Here is a 14,853-nt window from a genome sequence, read left to right as displayed (position 1 = left end):
CACCGCACGCCCGCACCCGGTATCAGTGGCGCTGCGGATGCCCAAGGCTTCGAACGCTTCACCGTGCTTGGGCACGGCGTGTAGAGGAACCGGTCTTCCGGTTCCCCTGCTGGGTGCGTGGTGTCTGCTGTGGCGCCTCCTTGGGGGCTGGTGCTGAGTGGCGGCTCATGGCCGGGTGTGTCCGGTGCTGTGGCGCCTCCTGCTGCCTACGCCGGCTGTTGGGCGGCCTGCTTGGCGCGTTGGGCGGCTACGGCCTGCTCGGTGGTCTGGCCGGGATACACCCACACAAACCCACCCTCCACACGCTCAATGTGACCATGCAGCGGTTTCGAGCGGTCATCATCGTTGCGGCCGTTGTGGAACGGGCACAACATCGTCAAGTTGACCTGGTTGGTCATCCCACCCTGACTCCAGGCCTGAATATGATGCACATGCGAATCATCCGCAGCCTTCAGGCAGGTATCGACTGCACAGGTGGGGGATTCGGCCTTAGCCATAAGCAGCTGCTTAAAATTCGCCGCCCTATTAGTCCGGTAGCAGTTAATCCCACCCTCCACCGGGTCAATAATGGTGATATAGCCAGCCACCTCAGTAGTCTCCAACCACTCCTTGCCACTAATGAAGGCCCCGTTAGTCATCTCCAGCATGATCTCATCAGCATCCTCAGGATGCTCCATAATCCGGCGGAAGGTAGGGGCAGGAACAATCACATTGGTCACCCTACGGGCCGGCTGAGCACCACCAGCAGAAAAGAACAAAGCAAAGAAAGACTCCACAGCCTTCGAACCGGTGGAGTGGTCAAGGCTGTTGTAGACCTCGATAAGCTCAGCATCCCGAGCAGCCACCGTCAGCAGCGAGATGCCGTTCCTATCCCGGCGAATCTTCACACCCTCCTCACGGGGTGTGCGCAAGGCTTTGAGCTCCTTGCGGGCAGTAGCAATGATCTGCTGACTGGTTGTCAACGCCAAGAGTTTCAGGCGCAACTGCCAGGCAGCATCCTTGCCCTTGACCTTCTTGGCATAAGACTCGATGAGTTTCAGGGTGGACAAGCTATGTGTGGTGGCTTGGGCTTTACGCTGCCGCCTAGTGTATCTGGTGGGCCCGAAGTAGACCTGGGCTAAATGCACCAACTCTTCGGCTTCGCGCGTGCTGCAGCCGGCCTCCTCCAACTGGGCGGCCGATAGCCCGGCCGCGCCCTGGATTATGGCCATACCCGCGGCCTGCGCGGCAAGATAAGCCTCTAACTGTTCGTTCATGACCCTGAGGCTAAAAGCCAGCGTCAAGGAAAAATAGGAAGAATTTCTCCGAAAGCCTCAATCTGTGGATAACTCCGCCTGACGCGCCCGCCCAGGGCATGTTATCCACAGGCGAAAGGAGCGCGGGCAAGCAAAAAGCCCGCTGCGCCGTGCAGCGGGCTTGCGGCTGAGGGCCGATTAGAGCTCAGCGGCGTCCACGCGCTCCGGGTAGACGCGTGGGCGGGCACCAGCAATCTCCTCAACGATGCGAATGACCTGGTTGGAGTAACCAAACTCGTTGTCGTACCACACGTAGAGCACCAGGTGCTTGCCGGTGGCGATGGTGGCGAGGCCGTCGACAATACCGGCGTGGGTGGAGCCTACGAAGTCAGAGGACACAACCTCCGGGGAGGCGATGTAAGAAATCTGCTGGCGCAGGTCAGAGTGCAGGGAGACGTTGCGCAGGAAATCGTTGACCTCGTCGCGCTCGACCTCCTTCTCCAGCTCCAGGTTGAGCACCGCCATGGAAACATCCGGGGTGGGCACGCGGATGGCGTTACCGGTGAGCTTGCCCTCGAACTCCGGCAGGGCCTTGGACACGGCCTTGGCGGCGCCGGTCTCGGTGAGCACCATGTTCAAGCCAGCGGCGCGGCCGCGGCGGTCACCCTTGTGGAAGTTATCAATGAGGTTCTGGTCATTGGTGAAGGAGTGGGCGGTCTCCACGTGGCCGTGGACAACGCCGTAACGGTCATTGATGACCTTGAGCACCGGGGTAATGCCGTTGGTGGTACAGGACGCGGCGGAGAGGATCTGGTCAGACTCCTCGATATCCTGGTGGTTGATGCCGTAGACGATGTTCTTCAGGTCGCCCTTGCCCGGAGCGGTGAGCAGCACGCGGGCAATGCCCTTGGACTTCAGGTGCTGGGACAGGCCCTCGCGGTCGCGCCACACGCCGGTGTTATCCACCAGGATGGCGTTGTCGATGCCGTAGGCGGTGTAGTCGATGTCGGAGGGGTCGTTGGCGTAGATCATCTGGATCTTGGTGCCGTTGGCCCAGATGACCTCGTTCTCCTCGTCCACGGCGATGGTGCCGTTGAACGCACCGTGCACGGAGTCACGGCGCAGCAGGGAGGCGCGCTTGAGGATGTCAATGTCACCCTTCTTGCGCACCACGATGGCGCGCAGGCGCACGCCGCCGTAGGCCGCCTCGCGGGCGATGAGGATGCGGGCCAGCAGGCGGCCGATGCGGCCGAAGCCGTAGAGCACCACATCGGTGCATTCCTTATCGACGGCCGCGCCCACCAAGTCCACCAGCACGTCCTCCAGGTAAGCGCGCAGGTCGGTCTCCTCGGACTTCTTGAAGCCGGTGGCCAGGCGGCCGAGGTCGATGGAGGCGGTGCCCAGGTTCATGTTGCACAGCTCCTTGAGGATCGGCAGGGTCTCCGCCGTGGAGAGCTCGCGATCAGCCACGCGGCGGGCGTAGCGGTGTGCCTTCATGATGTCGATGTCGGTGACACCGATGAGCATGCGCCCGAAGATGGAGGTGACAACGTTGTTGTTGCGGTGCAGCTGGTGGATGAGCGGAATCATCTCCTGAGCCAGCTCCAGGCGTTCGTTCCAATCAGCGTGGCTAACTTCGGCGTTCACGGTCACGTGCTTCAATTCCTTTACTCGTCACGGGGGTAATCCAGGTACTAACCGTAAATACTAACGGCTATTGCCGTTTGTTTGGGTATAGGTGGTGGAGGATCTCCGCCACACTACCCCCGTTGATCTTCTCCGCCTCGGGCCCCACGAGGCAATAGTCCACGTCAGGGTCCTGATTCTGACGGCGCGGCTTCAATATGGCGTTGAGGTAGGGATACACCAGCGGCAGCTGCGGGTGCGCCCGGGTAAAGGCGGTTTCCAGCCCGCGGGCGTAGCGCCCGGAAAACGCCCTGGTGGAGACGCTGCGGCCACCGGCGGCGAGCAGCGTGCGGTTGTGCAGCGAGGTGCCTGCCTCGGTGGCCAGCAGGAAGGCGGAGCCGCAGCTGACCTTGACCACCCCGGGCCAGCTCAGCGCGCGGGCGACGTCCTCGGCATCGCGCAGCCCGCCGGAGGCGATGAGCGGCAGGGAGGGGCATTCCGCGTGCACGGCGGCAACGAGTTGCTCTAAGGGGCGCTGATCGGGCTCGGCCGCCGGGTCCCACACCCCGCGGTGGCCGCCGGCCTCGGGGCCCTGCACGCACAGCGCATCTACCCCGGCCGCCGCGGCCGCGCGGGCTTCTGCGGGCGTGGTCACCGTGGTCCACGCCTCGGCCCCGGCCGCGTGGATGTGCGCCACCTCGCGCGGGGCGAAGACCCCGAACATCGACCACACTACGGCCGCTCCGCCGGCCAGTGCGGCGTCGAGCTTGGCCTGCCAGCCAAAGCTGTAGTCCACCTGCGGGACCTCGACTCCCTCGGCGGCGGCGAGGTGGCGGACGTGGTCGAGGTGGGCGTCGTCAAGCGGGGCTTGGGGGTGGAAGAGGTTGACCCCGAAGCGGTGCCCCGCGCAGGCCGAGATGGCGCCGCGAGCCGCCTCGATGGTGGAGGTCCCCTCCCCCAAGGTGCCCAGGGAGTCGGCCTCCTCGGCGGCGATGACCAGCTCGGGCGTGGTGGGCCCGCCCGCCATCGGCGCAGGTAAAACCGGGGAAGTGATAGTGTCTAACAGCGTGCTCATACCGCCCACAGTAGAGAGGAACCCGCATGGCCGCACTCGGTGATTTCTTCCGCCGCATCTTCGGCACCACCCCGCAGAAGGAGGCCACCCACTCTGTGGACCCGGGCCAGCTCCGCGCGGAGTGGCTCGTGGTGGGCCTGGGCAATCCCGGCAAGAAGTATGAGGCCACCCGCCACAACGTGGGCTACATGGCCGTCGACGACCTGCTGGCCGAGACCGGCGAGCTGCTCCAGCCGGTGGCCGGGCACAATCTCAGCGCCGCCCAACTAGAGTGGCAGGGCATCCCGGTGCTCGCGCTGCGCTCGCATACCTACATGAATCTTTCTGGTGATCCCGTCGCTCCCTTAGCCCAGCAGCTGGGCGTTCCCGCGGAGCGCGTCATCGTCCTGCACGATGAGCTGGACCTGCCCGTGCACACCGTGCGGGTGAAGAAGGGCGGCAACGAAAACGGACACAACGGGCTAAAGTCCTTGAGCGAGCGCCTGGGAACTCGGGATTACCTGCGGGTGCGCATCGGTATCGGCCGCCCGCCGAAGGGCTCGCCCATCCCCGAGTACGTCCTGGGGCCTGTCGACGCCGGCGCCGGCTGCGACACCGCCATCGCCACCGCAGCGGAAGCCGCTCACCTCATCGTGGAGCGCGGGCTGTCGGCGGCCCAGAATGAGATCCACTCGCGCAAGTAGCTCACCTGAGAGGGATTGAGCACTTACACTGTGTTCTATGACCCAGCCTTCCCCACGAACCATCGTTATTACCGGCGCCTCCGATGGCATCGGCGCGGCCGCCGCGCGGATCCTGCGCCGCACCCATGAGAATGACGCCCTGGTTCTGGTCGGCCGCGATCCTGCCAAGACGCAGCGGGTGGCGCGCGAGGTGGGTGCCACCTTCCACCTCGCGGATTTCGAGTCCCTGGGTCAGGTGCGGAAGCTGGCCACGGAGCTCAACCAGTATGAGCACATCCATGCGCTGGGAAACAACGCCGGCGGCATCTTCGACGGCCCCTTTGCCACCGCCGACGGCTTCGAGCGCACCTGGCAGGTCAACGTCGTCGCGCCTTTCCTGCTCACCTCGCTGGTGCAGGAGAAGCTGCGTGCTTCGAACGCCACGGTGGTCAACACCGCCTCGGTGGCGCAGTGGCTGCTGTCCTCCTTTGATCCCTCGGATCCCAATACCTTCCAGAAGTTCTCCGCCGAGCGCGCCTATGGCAACGCCAAGCTGGGCGATATCCTGCTCACCCGCTACATCGACGCCCACGGAATCAACTCCGTGGCATTCCACCCGGGCGTGCTGCGCACCAGCTTTGGGTCGACGTCGACAAGCATGACCAGCAAGCTCTACGCCGGCGCGCTGAGCAGGCTCTTCGGCTCGCCCGATGAGGGCGGGGAGAACCTGGCCTACTTCCTCACCGGCACCCCCGGCGTGGACTTCGAGTCCGGGGAGTATTACAGCCGCAAGGGCAAGATCGGCCGGCAGCGCCCGATGGCGCGCAAGGTCTCGCTGGCGCGCCGGATCTTCGATGATCTGGGTCAGCAGCTCAATGTGGAGTGGTAGGACCCAGCGGCTACACTATTGCGCATGAGTATTGCCGCCGAAGCCGCACGCCGCCGCACCTTTGCTGTCATCGCCCACCCCGATGCTGGTAAGTCCACGCTGACGGAGGCTCTCGCGCTCCACGCTCACGTCATCAACGAGGCAGGCGCGGTGCACGGCAAGGGCAACCGCAAATCCACGGTCTCCGACTGGATGGAGATGGAGAAGGATCGCGGCATTTCCGTGGCTTCCTCGGCGCTGCAGTTCGAGTACGCCCCGGAGGGCCACGAGGGCGAGCCCTTCATGATCAACCTGGTGGATACCCCCGGCCACGCGGACTTCTCGGAGGATACCTACCGCGTGCTCACGGCTGTCGACGCCGCCGTCATGCTTATTGACGCCGCCAAGGGCCTCGAGCCCCAAACCCTCAAGCTCTTTCGCGTGTGCAAGGCGCGCGGGCTGCCCATCGTCACCGTGATCAACAAGTGGGACCGCGTGGGCCGTGAGCCGCTGGAGCTCATCGATGAGATCGTCAACGAGATCCAGCTGCAGCCTACTCCCCTGTACTGGCCAGTGGGCATCGCCGGTGACTTCCGAGGCCTGGCTCACATCAACGATGACGGTGAGGCCGACGAGTACATCCACTTCATCCGCACCGCAGGCGGATCCACCATTGCGCCGGAGGAGCACTTCTCCCCGGAGGCCGCCTTGAAGCGCGAGGGGGATGCCTGGGAGACCGCCACCGAGGAGGCCGAGCTGCTGGCTGCCGACGGCGCCCTGCACGATCAGGAGCTCTTCGAGCAGTGCGTGACTTCCCCGGTGATCTTCGCTTCCGCGATGCTCAACTTCGGCGTGCACCAGATCCTGGACACCCTGTGCGCTATTGCCCCGGCGCCGCGCTCGCGCCACTCCGACCCGCAAGCGGTGGAGTCCTCCGCCACGGCGATCGATGCAAACCGCGAGGTCACCGATGACTTTTCCGGCGTCATCTTCAAGGTGCAGGCTGGCATGGACCGCAAGCACCGCGACAACCTGGCCTTCATGCGCGTGGTCTCCGGCGAGTTCGAGCGAGGCATGCAGGTCACCCACGCGCAGTCGGGCCGCAGCTTCTCCACCAAGTACGCGCTGACGGTCTTTGGCCGCAACCGCGACACCGTGGACTCGGCTTTCCCCGGCGACATCGTGGGCTTGGTCAACGCCGGTTCCCTGGCCCCGGGTGACACCATCTACGCGGGCAAGAAGGTGCAGTTCCCGCCGATGCCGCAGTTTGCCCCCGAGTCCTTCCGCATCCTGCGTGCGAAGTCGCTGGGTGATTACAAGGCCTTCCGCAAGGGGCTGGACCAGCTGGCGGCGGAGGGTGTTGTCCAGATTCTGCGCAACGACACCCGCGGTGACGCCGCCCCGGTCATGGCCGCGGTGGGCCCGATGCAGTTCGAGGTCATGCAGTCGCGCATGGAGCTGGAGTACAACGTGGAGACGATCACCGAGCCCATCCCCTACTCCGTGGCGCGCCGCACCGACGTCGAGTCCGCCCCGGAGCTGGGCCGCCAGCGCGGCGTGGAGATCTTCACCCGCACCGACGGCGAGCTCATCGCGCTCTTCGGGGACAAGTGGAAGCTGGCCTTCATTGAAAAGGAGCACCCGGAACTGACCATCGAGCCGCTGGTGGCGGACTAGGCTCCTGGCGCTTTAGCTCAGGAATTCCCGCCAGGCTGGCCACTCGTGGTGTATCTGCGCCGCGCCGGCCTCGTAGTTGGCGCGCAGTTTCGCCACCGAGCGCTCGGTGGACTTGACCTGCATGTCCTCCGCCAGGAGCTTGACTATGCAGGCCGCGGTGTAGGAGTTGCGCATCCCGCCGCCTTCGAGGACCAGGGCTGTATCTTGAGCATCAATCACATCCCCCGATGGTACTGCCCTAGGATGGCGGGCATGGGTTTGTTTTCTGCCTTATCTCGGCTTACTGGGCCCTCCGCTCCCCGGCTGGCCAGTCCGGACGCCGGTGCGCCGGTCATCGAGTTGGAGCGTTTGGAGGTGCACACCGCCGGCACGCTGGTCATCGTGGTCACCGACTCCCCCGGCGCGCAGGTCCTCCGCGAGGTTGCCCGCAGTGGGCAGGCGGCGCGGCTGGTCAGCGCTAGCGCCTCGGTGTTTCTCAGCCCCACGCGCCGCGACGAGTTGAGCGTGCACGATCCCGCCACAGGTTGGGTGATTCCGCTTGGCCCCGAGCAGCGCGAGCGCATCGCCCGCGAGCTGCCAGCCACCGGGGATTTGGAGCTATCCGAGTCCCTGGCCTTCAGCGTGGAAGGCTAGCCGGCCTGCACCACGGTAACCAGGCCCATCACCGCCAGGAAGATGGCCACCACGTAGCCGCCCCACAGGGAGACCACAGCGGAGTTCTCCCGCGCCCAGGCAAAGGCCCGCCCTGCCCAGGACTCCGGCTTGGCGCGCACCACGGCGATAAACAGCCCGCACACCGTGGGTAGCGAGAGCGCGAAGCTGGCGTAGAAGAGGAGCCCGCCGTAGGTCACGAACGCCGAGAAGTTGCCGGCCGCTAGGTGCATGAGTCCGTAGAAGAAGGGCACCGAAGTCAAGGACTGGATAACGCCCATGGCGTAGCCCACCACCACGGTGCGCCACGAGGGCTCGCGCAGCGGGCCGAGCAGCTTGTTCACCAGCTCGTTGGGCTCACCCTTGCTGCGCCAGGCCAAGATACCCAGGCCGATGCCCACGAAGATGAGCACCCAGCCCGCCACGGGGGATTCGATCACCGCAGCCACCTGGTCGCGGATTCCAACGAAGATGAAGGTCACCACCACCGCGGCGGTGAGCACCCCGAGCCAGTCCCCCACCAGGATCAGCGCTGCGACCTTGCGGTACTTCCCGCGCGGCAGCATGATGCCGATGGCCACCAGGATGCCGATGAGCAGCGCGTTGACGGAATCGGCAAAAGCATTGAGGACGGCTTCGAGCATGACGGCCAGTCTAGCGTGCGCCTGCCGCAGGCAAGAAGTGCGCCCGCCGCGGGCAAGAAGAACGCCCAGTGCCGGCCGGCGGCAAACGTTTACGCGTTGTTTACCCGCTCCACCCGCGCGGATGCGGTGCCCAAGCTATCGTGGTAAGAAGTGCGAAAAACAAGCTACCGATGGGAGTAGAACACAGTGAAAGTTGCAATCCTGGGCGGAGACGGTTTCTGCGGATGGCCTGCATCCCTCTACCTCTCGGATCAGGGCCACGAGGTCATCATCGTTGATAACCTTTCCCGGCGCGCCATCGACAAGGAGCTTCAGGCAGAATCACTGACTCCCATCGCCAGCATCGAGGAGCGCCTGGTCGCCTGGAAGGAGGCCTCGGGCAAGACCATCGGCTTCCGTAACATCGACATTGCCCAGGATTACGACGCACTGCTGGAGTTCCTCACCACCGAGAGTCCCGATGCCGTGGTGCACTTTGCTGAGCAGCGCGCCGCGCCTTACTCCATGAAGAACTCGCGCACCAAGCGCTACACCGTGGACAACAACATCAACGCCACCCACAACCTGCTGGCGGCCATCGTGGAATCCGGCCAGGACATTCACGTGGCCCACCTCGGCACCATGGGCGTCTACGGCTACGGCACCGCCGGCATGGAGATCCCGGAAGGTTACCTCGACGTGCAGGTCAAGGTGGAGGGCAAGGAGCCAGTGGAGCAGTCTATCCTCTACCCCTCCAACCCGGGCTCGGTGTACCACATGACCAAGGTGCTGGATCAGCACCTCTTTGCCTACTACGCCAAGAACGACGAGCTGCGCATCACCGATCTGCACCAGGGCATCATCTGGGGCACCCACACGGAGCAGACGCTGCGCGACGAGCGCCTCATCAACCGCTTCGACTACGACGGCGACTACGGCACCGTGCTCAACCGCTTCCTCGTGCAGGCAGGCATTGGCTATCCTCTGACCGTGCACGGCACCGGCGGGCAGACCCGCGCCTTCATCCACATCCGCGACATGGTGCGCTGCGTCGAACTGGCGCTGCTCAACCCGCCGTCCAAGGGAGAGCGCGTGAAGATCATCAACCAGATGACGGAGACCCACCGCGTGCGCGACCTCGCCGAGCTGGTGGCCAAGTTCTCCGGCGCGCGCATCGCCATGGTGCCCAACCCGCGTAAGGAGTCCGCAGAGAACGAGCTCTTCGTCTCCAACAAAACCTTCCTCGAGCTGGGCCTGCAGCCCACTACCCTCTCGGAGGGCCTGCTACAGGAGGTCGAGCAGGTAGCGCGCAAGTACGCCGAGCGCGTGGATCGTTCCAAGATCCCGGCGCAGTCCCTGTGGACAGCTCAGCAGCACGCGGGCATCCCGGAGGATCTCGCAACAGACCCGGCTTCTGCGGAGGCTGAGGCTTAGGTGCGCATTGCGATTGTCACCGAGGTCTTCCTTCCCAAGATCGACGGTGTAGTCACCCGCGTGACCCGCACCTTGGAGCAACTGGCCGCCCTGGGCCACGAGGTCCGCGTCTTTGCCACCGGCAAGCCCCCGGCCACCTACGCCGGCTTCGAGGTCACCCGCATCCCGAGCCTGTCCCTGTGGGTCTATCCGGAGATCAAGTTCGGGCTGCCCTCCTGGGGTTTCTTTTCGGAGATTCGGGACTTTGACCCAGACGTTATCCACGCCGTCAACCCCATCTGGACTGCCGCGCTGGGGGTCTTCGCCGCGCAGCGCGACGCCGTTCCGCTCGTGGCCAGCTTCCACACCAACGTGCCGGAGTACGTCGACGCCCTGGGCATCGGGTGGACGCGCCCGCTCACGGAGAAAGCGATTAGCTACCTGCACGGCCAGGCAGCGGTCAACCTGTGTACCTCCGGGCCCATGGTGGACAAGGCCCGCGCACTGGGCATGCCCAACGTTCACCTGTGGCCCAAAGCCGTGGACACCGAGGGCTACCACCCAGCCAAAGCCACGGCCGAGATGCGCGAGCGCCTCACCGGCGGCAACCCGCAGGCCCCGCTGCTGACCTACATCGGCCGGGTGTCCAAGGAGAAGGACCTGGCGCGCCTCAACCACGTCACCGAGCTGGTGCGGCGCGAGCTGCCGGAGGCCCGCCTGGCCATCGTCGGCGCCGGCCCCTACGTGGAGGAGCTGAAGAAGAGCTTCGATCCCTCCTTCGCCGTGTTCACCGGCTACCTCTCCGGCGAGGAGCTGGCCGCGGCCTTTGCCAGCGGGGACCTTTTCCTCTTTCCCTCCGCCACGGAGACCCTGGGCCTGGTTTCGCTGGAGTCCTTTGCCTCGGGCGTGCCGGTCATCGGCACCAACGCCGGCGGCATCCCCTTTGTCATCGATGATGAGCGCACCGGTGTGCTCATCGACGCGGACGCCCCCGACTCCGCCTGGGCCGAGGCCGCGCTGCGCATGCTCAAGGATCCACAGGCCCGCCACGCGATGGGAATCGCGGCGCGTGCTGAAGCGGAGCGTTATTCCTGGCTAGAATCCACTAGAACCCTCGTTGAGGCCTACGAGGAGGCCATTGCCCACCCCTACCGCAAGGATTAACTCGTGACTGTTCTCTCCAGCATCGATGAACTCTTCTCCGCCGGCGCCTTCGTGCAGGCCGGTATCGACGCCAGCCTGCGCCACGAGCTTGGGGAGATCAGCAGCGTGGAGTTTAATTTCCAGCCCGTGCAGGATGGCGCCGGCGAGGGCGAGACCGATCAGCTGGCCCAGGTCCGTATCAACGCCGCCCGCGGCTCCCGAGTCTTCCACGGCGTGCGTCTGGCCTACATCACCGACGGCACCTGGCACTGGGCCACCTCCCGCGTGCAGCACTTCTCCATCCCGGAGCTGCATTCCCCGCAGCCTGACGATCCCGCGCTGGAATCGATCGCCCGCAGCCTGGTGGGCGAGGTACCGGTCTTCCGCACCATCCAGGGCGAGCACGAGGCCGTGGTGGCCATTGACTACACCACGCTGCCACCCCAGCCGCGCGAGAGCATCCTGGCGGGCATCGAGCGCTCCTCGGAGGGCGTGGACGAGCGTCTTGCCCTGCTTACCCTGGGCAATCACCTGCAGCAGCCCATCGACGAGGTGGGCGACTACCTGCGTTTCTACGACGGCACCACCGCGCAGCTCACCCCAGCCGATGATCCGCACGGCCGGCGCACCATCGCTCTTAACGGGGCGACGTGGGGGCTCTCCCCTGCGCATGTGCTTGCCGACGCCCACTTCCCCGCCGCCGAGCACCAATTCTTCCTGGAGGCCCAGTACCCCGGTCTCAGCGCCCAGCTCGACGTGGACAGCGGGCAGGCCGTGGTCAACTCGCGCGCGGGCTCGATTACGGTTCCTGCCCACCTCATCGCCACCGTGGGTAGTGGCACCTTCACGTGGGCCTGGGCCGATGAGCAGCTGGCCTCCACCCCGGCCGCGCAGGCCGCCGGCCACGTGCGTCGTTTTGGCTGGGACAATGCCGTCCCCGCTCTCCTCCGGCCGCACCTGCCGGTGGACGTGGCCCGCAAGGCCCGCCTGCCGCAGGTGGCCATGCCCATCCTGGGGCTGTGGACGCTTCTGCCGGTGCAGCTTTCCGGCGGGCAGCTGGGCTTGGCGCTGTCCGACGCCATCCCCTTCCGCCTGCCTGCCCCTTCCCCCGCGGCGGTGGAGGCCACCCTCGCGGTGCCGGTGCCCGAGGGCGTGGACGAGCAGCGTGCCCGCGCCGCCTACGCGGCGTTCCGCGGCATCAGTCTGTCGCAGAGCACCGCAGAACTAAGTCAGAACTAAGGCACAGTACTAGGCCCGGCCCAGCGCGGCGAGGAAGGGCGCTGGGTCGACCTCGTCAGTCGAGGCGTGCTCGAAGCGCGCGTCCTGCGTTTTATCCACGAGCACCGCGCGCACGCCCTCGGCGAAGTCCGGCCGGCGGATCATCACACGGCCCAGGTTGAGCTCCAGCTCGAGGGCCTCGCGGATGGTGCCGGCCTGGGCCTCTGCCTCGAAGAGCTCGTTGGCCGCGATGATGGAGGCCGGGCAGGCCTGGGACAAGAGCTCGGTCACCAGCTCCTTGAGGCGCGGATGCTCCTCCAGCGCGGCGGTGATCTCGTCCCAGGTGGAGTGACTGAAGACGGCCTCGATGTCCTCGATGTGTTCTTCCAGCGGCGCCGGGCTGGGTGCGGGCAGCGCGTAGGCATCCACGGCGGCGTCGACGCCCTGCTCGATGACAGCGGTGATGAAGGACTCGGGGTCGCGGATAAGATGCGTGGCCAGCCCGGACCACAGCATATCCGCAGCGTACATGCGGTAGCCGGTAATCCCCCAGAACTTGGCCAGCGCCGGGGAGGCCTTCCCGCGGGTGCCCACCATGCGCTGCGCCATGTAGGGCACGCCAACGTCAGTGACGTAGCCGATGTTCATCTCCGGCATGGAGGCAAAGGCGCGCTCGGTAACCACGCGGTGGGAGCCATGGGCGGAAATGCCCAGCCCGCCGCCCATGACCACGCCGTCCATGACGGCGATGAAGGGCTTGGGGTATTCGGCGATGTCGCCGTTGGTGAGGTATTCGTTGCGGAAGAAGCCGTCGACCTCCTCTAGGCGGCCGTCGAGCACCCCGTCGCGGGCCTCGCGCACGTCACCCCCGGAGCACAACGCCTTGGGGCTATTAGAAAAGACCAGCACCTGCTCGACGGCGGGATCATCCCGCCACCCGATGAGCGCTTCGCGGATGAGGTGAATCATCTGTGAATTCAGTGAGTTCAGGGCGCGGGGGCGATTGAGCTCAATGACTCCGGTATGGTTGCGAACGGTTGTGAGTACTGGTGCGTCTGAATTAGCCATACGCACCAGTGTTGCACATCACATCAAAATCAGCCACCTGCCTTAACTCACAGATTGGTCGGATAGTTTTGCTCCCTCAGCTCATCGCACTCGACATGGACGGCACCCTCCTCGACGCACACGGGAACCTGCCCCCGGACTTTTCAGAACTCCACGAGCGCGCTGAGTCCCTCGGGTGCACCCTGGTGCCTGCCTCCGGCCGGCAGCTGGCCACGTTGAAGTGGATGTTCCCGCACGTGGGCACCTTCATTGCAGAAAACGGTGCGGTGGTCATGCACCAGGGTGAGGTCATCGCCACCTTCCCGCTTCCCGCTGAGACCGTGCACAGCGTGCGTGAGACCTCCGCCGCCATCACGCAGCCGCACACCTTGGTGCTCTGCGGCTCGGAAACCGCCTATGTGCGCAAGGATGTCTCCGCCGCCGCCCGCGCGGAGATTGCCAAGTACTACAAGTCGGTGACCTGGGTGGACTCCCTGGAAGGGGTGCCGGACACCGGCATCATCAAGATCGCCATGTACTGCGAGGCCGGCTCGGAAGCGCACCTGCTCGCCCCGGTGTCCGCGGCCGTCGGCTTTGATAACATCGCGGTCTCCGGCGCCGTGTGGCTCGACGTCATGGCCGCCGGCGTGGACAAGGGCGAGGCACTGGCTGCGCTGGCGAGGCTTTCCGACGTCCCCCTCTCCCGCACCGCCGCCTTTGGTGACTTCCTCAACGACTACGAGCTTCTGCAGCGTGCCGGGCTGGCCATCGCCATGGACAATGCTCACCCCTCACTCAAGGAGATTGCGGACATCATCGCCCCGCCTAACACCGAGTACGGGGTGAGCACCGTGTTGCGCGAGCTGTTTGCCAAGGCCGACGACTAGAACAGATCGAGTACAGAGATCGAGTACCACGCACAGCACGGGTAGCCACACAGCACGAGTAGCCACTACGCGCACGCGCTGTTTGCCACAGCACACACGCCGGTTGCTGCCCTAGCGCTTAGCCCTGTGACCAGCTGACTAGACTGATTCGGGCTGTCCGTTCCACACCACGCATTGGGAGAAAGTTGTGAAGAGTTTCTTCAGGTCCTTGCTCGGCCGCTCCACCGCGCAGCCGAAGGCCTCCCCGTCACGCAAGGCCCCCTATGCGCCTGTGAACGTACCTGGAGACACACCGGCAAAACCGGCTGCGCCCGCGAAGACGACGCCCGCACCGCAAGAGGCGCCGACGAAGGAAACGCTGGCGCCGCAGAAGCAAACCTCGACGAAGCAATCTCAAGAAAAGGCTTCTGCCCCAAAGAAGCCGGCTACTCCGAAGAGGACGCCCGCCCCCAGGGCAAACCGCAAGCCCCGTCCGGCGTCCGCGCGCGTGCCCTCCCCTACGGACGTGGCCAAGCGCTTCCCCAAGTCTTCTGTATCCCCCGTCCTCACCGAGGGCGCGCTTCCCAAGACTGCCGCGCTGCGCAAGGCCAAGCTGGCCCATGAGTCTTCCGCGGACTCCCCCTCCGCCAAGCTCCCGCCGCATAAGACCACGAGCGCGCGCTCTGCCAAGACACCAGCCACGGCCAAGACCAACAACACCGCCCAGGGCTACACCAAGGCCAAGGCCA

14 protein-coding genes and 1 pseudogene are annotated in these 14,853 nt (G+C 65.3%); 9 read left to right on the top strand and 6 right to left on the bottom strand.

The window, feature by feature from the left end; genetic code table 11:
• Positions 1-206: 206 nt before the first annotated feature.
• From Q4E25_RS10580 to Q4E25_RS10570, 3 genes are all read right to left on the bottom strand, one after another.
• A complete protein-coding gene (locus Q4E25_RS10580) occupies positions 207-1,256 on the bottom strand; it encodes an HNH endonuclease signature motif containing protein (RefSeq protein WP_303156894.1) in 1,050 nt (349 codons plus the stop codon).
• A gap of 177 nt (positions 1,257-1,433) precedes the next feature.
• Positions 1,434-2,888 carry a glyceraldehyde-3-phosphate dehydrogenase gene (locus Q4E25_RS10575; protein ID WP_303156892.1) on the bottom strand — a complete coding sequence of 485 codons (1,455 nt, stop codon included), beginning with the start codon at positions 2,886-2,888 and terminating at the stop codon, positions 1,434-1,436.
• A gap of 61 nt (positions 2,889-2,949) precedes the next feature.
• Positions 2,950-3,936 (bottom strand): nitronate monooxygenase, encoded by a 987-nt coding sequence (locus tag Q4E25_RS10570; protein WP_303156889.1) that lies wholly within the window; start codon positions 3,934-3,936, stop codon positions 2,950-2,952.
• Between the two features lie 26 nt (positions 3,937-3,962).
• Between Q4E25_RS10570 and pth the strand changes: the two genes are divergently transcribed.
• From pth to Q4E25_RS10555, 3 genes are read left to right on the top strand one after another with little or no spacing between them, the layout of a single operon-like run.
• Complete coding sequence (gene pth / locus Q4E25_RS10565) at positions 3,963-4,619, top strand: aminoacyl-tRNA hydrolase (protein WP_303156887.1); 657 nt, start codon at positions 3,963-3,965, stop codon at positions 4,617-4,619.
• Between the two features lie 37 nt (positions 4,620-4,656).
• Positions 4,657-5,487 carry an SDR family NAD(P)-dependent oxidoreductase gene (locus Q4E25_RS10560; RefSeq protein ID WP_303156885.1) on the top strand — a complete coding sequence of 277 codons (831 nt, stop codon included), beginning with the start codon at positions 4,657-4,659 and terminating at the stop codon, positions 5,485-5,487.
• Positions 5,488-5,511: 24 nt separating this feature from the next.
• Complete coding sequence (locus tag Q4E25_RS10555) at positions 5,512-7,143, top strand: peptide chain release factor 3 (protein ID WP_303156884.1); 1,632 nt, start codon at positions 5,512-5,514, stop codon at positions 7,141-7,143.
• A 12-nt stretch (positions 7,144-7,155) separates the two neighbouring features.
• Here Q4E25_RS10555 and Q4E25_RS11455 read toward each other — a convergent pair.
• A pseudogene (locus tag Q4E25_RS11455) lies at positions 7,156-7,272 on the bottom strand (DUF6363 domain-containing protein); the annotation flags it as partial.
• Positions 7,273-7,395: 123 nt separating this feature from the next.
• On the opposite strand from Q4E25_RS11455, the gene Q4E25_RS10545 reads away from it, so the two are divergent.
• The gene (locus Q4E25_RS10545; RefSeq protein WP_303156883.1) at positions 7,396-7,776 is read left to right on the top strand and encodes a hypothetical protein; all 381 of its coding nucleotides are present in this window, start codon (positions 7,396-7,398) and stop codon (positions 7,774-7,776) included.
• On the opposite strand, the gene Q4E25_RS10540 is transcribed toward Q4E25_RS10545, so the two are convergent.
• Entirely contained in the window at positions 7,773-8,438 is a 666-nt protein-coding gene (locus Q4E25_RS10540) for a hypothetical protein (RefSeq protein ID WP_303156882.1), read from the bottom strand. The two genes, Q4E25_RS10545 and Q4E25_RS10540, sit on opposite strands and share 4 nt — an antisense overlap.
• Before the next feature lie 186 nt (positions 8,439-8,624).
• Here Q4E25_RS10540 and Q4E25_RS10535 point away from each other — a divergent pair, with 186 nt between their 5' ends.
• Genes Q4E25_RS10535 through Q4E25_RS10525 form a run of 3 tightly spaced genes read left to right on the top strand, consistent with a single transcriptional unit; the run spans position 8,625 to position 12,212 of the window.
• Positions 8,625-9,851: an NAD-dependent epimerase/dehydratase family protein gene (locus Q4E25_RS10535; RefSeq protein WP_303156881.1), complete on the top strand. Its 1,227-nt coding sequence runs from the start codon at positions 8,625-8,627 to the stop codon at positions 9,849-9,851.
• The gene (locus tag Q4E25_RS10530) at positions 9,852-10,994 is read left to right on the top strand and encodes a glycosyltransferase family 1 protein (protein WP_303156880.1); all 1,143 of its coding nucleotides are present in this window, start codon (positions 9,852-9,854) and stop codon (positions 10,992-10,994) included.
• Positions 10,995-10,997: 3 nt separating this feature from the next.
• The gene (locus Q4E25_RS10525; protein ID WP_303156879.1) at positions 10,998-12,212 is read left to right on the top strand and encodes a DUF6882 domain-containing protein; all 1,215 of its coding nucleotides are present in this window, start codon (positions 10,998-11,000) and stop codon (positions 12,210-12,212) included.
• A 9-nt stretch (positions 12,213-12,221) separates the two neighbouring features.
• On the opposite strand, the gene Q4E25_RS10520 is transcribed toward Q4E25_RS10525, so the two are convergent.
• Entirely contained in the window at positions 12,222-13,259 is a 1,038-nt protein-coding gene (locus Q4E25_RS10520) for a 3-hydroxyisobutyryl-CoA hydrolase (RefSeq protein WP_303156877.1), read from the bottom strand.
• A 68-nt stretch (positions 13,260-13,327) separates the two neighbouring features.
• Here Q4E25_RS10520 and Q4E25_RS10515 point away from each other — a divergent pair, with 68 nt between their 5' ends.
• Both Q4E25_RS10515 and Q4E25_RS10510 read left to right on the top strand, forming a co-directional pair.
• On the top strand, positions 13,328-14,125 hold the full coding sequence (locus Q4E25_RS10515; RefSeq protein ID WP_303156875.1) for an HAD family hydrolase: 798 nt from the start codon (positions 13,328-13,330) through the stop codon (positions 14,123-14,125).
• A gap of 487 nt (positions 14,126-14,612) precedes the next feature.
• Positions 14,613-14,853: hypothetical protein (locus Q4E25_RS10510; protein ID WP_303156873.1), on the top strand; the 241-nt coding region annotated here is incomplete at its 3' end.

Origin of the sequence: Corynebacterium sp. (assembly GCF_030532325.1) — a bacterium.
GTDB lineage: Bacteria > Actinomycetota > Actinomycetes > Mycobacteriales > Mycobacteriaceae > Corynebacterium.
Note: the sequence above shows the minus strand (reverse complement) of the source record. Positions and strands in the feature narration are given on the sequence as shown.

What these genes read in the sequence shown, in the direction of transcription:
- Q4E25_RS10555 (WP_303156884.1), top strand. Translation starts at nt 5,512, where the DNA reads ATGAGTATTGCCGCCGAAGCCGCACGCCGCCGCACCTTTGCTGTCATC.
- Q4E25_RS10560 (WP_303156885.1), top strand. Translation starts at nt 4,657, where the DNA reads ATGACCCAGCCTTCCCCACGAACCATCGTTATTACCGGCGCCTCCGAT.
- Q4E25_RS10520 (WP_303156877.1), bottom strand. Translation starts at nt 13,259, where the DNA reads ATGGCTAATTCAGACGCACCAGTACTCACAACCGTTCGCAACCATACC.
- Q4E25_RS10580 (WP_303156894.1), bottom strand. Translation starts at nt 1,256, where the DNA reads ATGAACGAACAGTTAGAGGCTTATCTTGCCGCGCAGGCCGCGGGTATG.
- Q4E25_RS10545 (WP_303156883.1), top strand. Translation starts at nt 7,396, where the DNA reads ATGGGTTTGTTTTCTGCCTTATCTCGGCTTACTGGGCCCTCCGCTCCC.
- Q4E25_RS10570 (WP_303156889.1), bottom strand. Translation starts at nt 3,936, where the DNA reads ATGAGCACGCTGTTAGACACTATCACTTCCCCGGTTTTACCTGCGCCG.
- pth (WP_303156887.1), top strand. Translation starts at nt 3,963, where the DNA reads ATGGCCGCACTCGGTGATTTCTTCCGCCGCATCTTCGGCACCACCCCG.
- Q4E25_RS10540 (WP_303156882.1), bottom strand. Translation starts at nt 8,438, where the DNA reads ATGCTCGAAGCCGTCCTCAATGCTTTTGCCGATTCCGTCAACGCGCTG.